General features: G+C 50.6%; 4 protein-coding genes and 1 pseudogene. 1 reads left to right on the forward strand and 4 read right to left on the reverse strand.

Annotated features, from left to right (window positions below):
* From VMC84_RS01010 to VMC84_RS01020, 3 genes are all read right to left on the reverse strand, one after another.
* A partial coding sequence (locus VMC84_RS01010) for an NAD-dependent epimerase/dehydratase family protein (RefSeq protein ID WP_325377259.1) occupies nucleotides 1–597 on the reverse strand: 597 nt, incomplete at its 3' end.
* 15 nt (nucleotides 598–612) lie between these two features.
* Complete coding sequence (locus tag VMC84_RS01015; RefSeq protein ID WP_325377261.1) at nucleotides 613–939, reverse strand: nucleotidyltransferase domain-containing protein; 327 nt, start codon at nucleotides 937–939, stop codon at nucleotides 613–615.
* On the reverse strand, nucleotides 900–1,295 hold the full coding sequence (locus VMC84_RS01020; RefSeq protein WP_325377263.1) for a HEPN domain-containing protein: 396 nt from the start codon (nucleotides 1,293–1,295) through the stop codon (nucleotides 900–902). Before VMC84_RS01020 ends, VMC84_RS01015 begins: the two co-directional genes overlap by 40 nt.
* Before the next feature lie 634 nt (nucleotides 1,296–1,929).
* On the opposite strand from VMC84_RS01020, the gene VMC84_RS01025 reads away from it, so the two are divergent.
* Nucleotides 1,930–3,741: an ABC transporter ATP-binding protein gene (locus VMC84_RS01025; RefSeq protein ID WP_325377264.1), complete on the forward strand. Its 1,812-nt coding sequence runs from the start codon at nucleotides 1,930–1,932 to the stop codon at nucleotides 3,739–3,741.
* Nucleotides 3,742–3,795: 54 nt separating this feature from the next.
* On the opposite strand, the pseudogene VMC84_RS13815 reads toward VMC84_RS01025, so the two are convergent.
* Nucleotides 3,796–3,840, reverse strand: a pseudogene (locus VMC84_RS13815) (hypothetical protein); the annotation flags it as partial.
* Nucleotides 3,841–4,220: the final 380 nt, after the last annotated feature.

The raw sequence follows: 4,220 nt of genomic DNA on the forward strand, positions 1-4,220 counted from the left end.
CGGGGGCTTGTTATCGTGAACTTTATCGATGAATTTTGATATGACACCACTATACGGGTTCGAGGGGTCCTGGCGGGGGCTGTAGATATTAAAGGGGCGGATCGAGGTCGTCGGTAATCCATAGGCCCTATGGAACATGAGGGCGTACTTCTCCCCGGCGAGCTTGCTGGCGCCATATGGAGATAAAGGCTCCTGGGGATGAGACTCGCTTACAGGCAAATGCACGGTGTCGCCATATGTGGCTGCGGAGCTAAAATACACGAAGCGCTTTATGCTGGCCTTACGGGCGGCGTTTAAGAGATTGACCGTGCCGAGGACGTTGTTCTGGGCATCGAAGACCGGGTCCTCCATGCTGCGAGAGACATAGATCTGGGCGGCACAATGGATCACAATGTCGGCGTTGCTCACCAGGATGTTAACCAGGCCCGCGTCACGAATATCGCCCTTAACGAAGTTGGCCTCCGGAGGATAGGGATTTTTAGAGGATGATGAAAGGTTATCGAGGATAGTAACGACGTGGCCGTTTTGGACGAGCTCCTCACAAAGATACGAGCCCACCTGGCCAAGGCCGCCCGTGAGAAGAATATGGTCACTCATTTTAAGCCCCGTGGTCTACGTTAATTCGACGCCCTCTCGCATGGCCTCGCTCACTATCCCGATCATCCGCTTTTTCTCCTCGAATTCGCCTGGCGTATAGCAAATGGGCTCTAATGGCACCAGTCCCTCCCATAAAACGGACACGTCCCTGATCCTCGTCAGCCAGTTGACGCCTTCGAATTTTTTACTCACGATGATCATGTCCACATCGCTGCCGATTAGATTGTCCCCCCGTGCCCTGCTTCCAAAGAGCAAAACTTTTTCGGGAGAATATTTTTCTTTAATAATGGCCACGAAACGTTCTATCCAGTCTGTGACGTTTCGATCTGTGATGCGATCCATTGTATCACCTCACGGCTCTTCTCCAGGATCTCGCTTGCAATAGCCTCGTCATAAAGCTCATAGGGCACGCCATAGGCTGCATCCGGGTATCGGGTGGTGACAAACTCGGGCGTCAATCGTCTTAAGAAAGTAAAGAACTGAGATGGGGCATCGACTTCCGTAGCATAATAGACCAGCGAATGTGTCGCGCTTGGGGCGGCTCGTTTTTTTTCTATATATAGGGCTTTTAAGGCTTTTTCCACGGATTGCTGACAGAAGAAAGCGGAGGCATAGTAGTCTTTGGAATTTTTACAATTTTGCGCGGTCTGGAGGTCCCTTTTCGCCTGTTTCCACCATTGGTCGACTTCTTTTCTCATATGTTACGTTCATAATAAGGTGTTTTAGTTTATTAATGGTTTGGGTTACCGATATAATCGAACATTAAATTGAGTTAATGAGAACCGATCCAAAGTTATTTTTATTGTCCCGAAAGGCGGGACTATAAACTGAACTTTAGAAACCACTATTCGAGCGAGCGAAAGCAGTTTTAACCTGCGTTATCTTCGGTCGTGTTTATATATATAATATTAATTATTATTTTTTACTTAAAAGGGAGAGTATGGTGTGGCCGTGGGCATATTCGATATGGCAGGTAGCTGGCTTCGAGCTAGCCCATGGCATCTTCTCGGCATTGTGTGCGTTACTGGTTTCCTCGCCGGCGGCCTACTGGATCTGGACCACATACCGGCCGCCCTTGGCATCCAGATCGGATTTTACACATTTGGAGTATCGCAAGGGATTTCTAATGGCCGTCTTCTGCATGGTGTTGCTCTCATTGGGGGTGGGGTTATGTGCGCATGTGCTGGAGGATATCTATATTGGATGGTTTTAAAGGACATCGCGTATAGGTCGTGGACATATCTGAACAGGAGAATAACGGCAATAAAAAATCGAACTTAAGGCTTTTCAGGAAGGAAGCGGATCCGAATGCCGGGCAGTATCATTAAAGGGATGGTAAAGGATACACGGGGCGTTTTTAAGAAGCCTGAGACGCCGAAAGTGCGGTTCAGGCTCGAAGACCTGGCGTTCTTCTTAGAGTTCGTGAAACCGGTATGGAAGCTGGGCGCAGTTAGTATTGTGCTGACCATCCTCATCAGCCTCGTCAAGACGGTCATACCGCTCAGCGGCAAGGTGCTCGTCGATTTCATCATCATGAAAAACGGCTTTAGCAGCATATCGGACGTCCTCACGATGCTGGGCTTAGGAGCCTATACGCAAACGGCCATCGGCCTGTTCAGCTCTCTAAACGTGATCGTCGTCGCACTGTTTTTCGTGGGCGTCATATATGCGCTGCTGCAGGTCATCCAGGGCTACACGACGACGAAATACCAGCAGGAGCTGACATATAACCTGCAGACCAGGCTGTTCGACCACGTCCTGCGGTTCCCGATGTCCTTCTTCAAGAGCAAGCAGACCGGCTACCTCATGTCCCGGGTGTCGGACGACGTGGATACGCTGCAGTACCTGTTCTCGAACGGGATTATCCAGATCGTATCGAACGTGTTCTTCTTAGCGTTCAGCCTGGCCATCCTCCTTTCGATAAATGTTACTCTGGTCCTCATCATCATTGGCTCGGTCCCCATCTACCTGGCGCTGCGGTATTTCTTCTTCGGCCGGATACGGGCCCTGAGCTATAAGGAGCGGGAGACGCACGCCCGGCTGTCGCAGGACATGCAGGAAGTGTTTTCCGGCGTGGAGGTGGTCAAGACGCACGTGGCCGAGGACAGGGAAGTGGCCCGGGTCTCAGGCCGGCTGAGAAGCGTTATCCAGGTCCGACTGGTCAACACGGTCCTGTCGTCCTTATCCAACTCCATCATGAGCGGCATCCAGTTCATGCTGCTGCTGGCCATAATGTACGTGGGCGTGCTCCAGATCCAGAAGGGCGTAATGACGATAGGCGACTTCGTCGCCTTTCTCGGCTATGTGCTGATCATGACGGGCGCCGTGAACAGCCTGTTCTACACGTACCTGTCGTTCCAGCCGATGCTGGCCTCCCTGGACCGGCTGAAGGAGATGTTCAGCATCGTGCCGGAGTTCGAATGGGATAAGGATAAGAAAAAGCTATACATTCCCGATAAGCTCGCAGGCCACATCCGGTTCGACGACGTGTCGTTCGCCTATAACGAGAAGGAGCCGGTGCTGAAGAACATCAGCTTTGAAGTACGCCCGGGCGAGGCGGTCGCGCTGGTCGGGCCGAGCGGGGTGGGTAAGACGACGCTGATCAATCTGCTGCTGAAGCTGTATACGCCACAGTCCGGGGCGATCTACCTGGACGGCGTGAATTTGAACGATATAGACCACGCCTGGCTGAGGAAACAGATCGGCGTGGTATCGCAGGAGATATTCCTGTTCGACGACACGATCGAGAATAACATCAAGTATGGGCGGATAAACGCCAGCAATGAGGAGGTTGTCGAAGCGGCGAAAAAAGCGCACATCCACGAGGATATAATGAAACTGCCCGATGGGTATAAGACGGTCATGGGGGAGCGGGGCGCTAAGATGTCGGGCGGACAGAGACAGCGGATATCCATTGCCCGGGCGTTTTTAAAGAATTCGCAGATCCTGATCCTGGATGAGCCTACGTCGGCCATTGATGTGGGCACGGAGGACCTGATCAAAAAATCCTTAGCTGAACTAATCAGCGGAAGGACGACCATAATCGTGTCACACAGGTTGACGATGACCGATATGGCGGATGAGGTAATCAGAATAGAGAATGGGAGAATAGCTCAAAAGAATACGGCTACACCGGCATGTTAGTGGTATGGCCAGCTCGTCGATCCTGGTAACCCTGGCGGGGCAGTAGATGTTGAAGGGGCGGATGGACGTCGTCGGAAGGCGGTAGGCCCTGTGAAACATGAGAGCGTATTGCTCGCCCGAAAGCTTGCTGGCGCCATAAGGAGATATGGTATCATTTCAACTCCACAAGTTCTTTTGAGTAACAAAAAATGCCAAAAAATGTTACTCAAAACGTTTTGAGTAACAAAATGATACTACAAATTCGTTTGCGTAACAAAAAATGCCTAAAAATGTTACTCAGATTTTGCATACTTCTCTCTTATCGGGGCGGGACTCTGTGCGCATGTGCTGGAGGATATCTATATTGGATGGTTCTGAGGGATATGGCGAGTAAAGCTATCCTCAAGTTGAAGAAAAAGATGCATGAGATTAGTAATTATCAGTAGATGCAGTAATATAAGATTTGTGATATTTTTATACCTTTAACTCTAAGCCCCCAC

The organism is Methanocella sp. (assembly GCF_035506375.1).
In the GTDB taxonomy this organism is placed as follows: domain Archaea; phylum Halobacteriota; class Methanocellia; order Methanocellales; family Methanocellaceae; genus Methanocella.

Bases quoted from the DNA above. Each gene is read 5' to 3' on its own strand.
- VMC84_RS01015 (WP_325377261.1), bottom strand. From the start codon at position 939: ATGGATCGCATCACAGATCGAAACGTCACAGACTGGATAGAACGTTTC.
- VMC84_RS01020 (WP_325377263.1), bottom strand. From the start codon at position 1,295: ATGAGAAAAGAAGTCGACCAATGGTGGAAACAGGCGAAAAGGGACCTC.
- VMC84_RS01025 (WP_325377264.1), top strand. From the start codon at position 1,930: ATGGTAAAGGATACACGGGGCGTTTTTAAGAAGCCTGAGACGCCGAAA.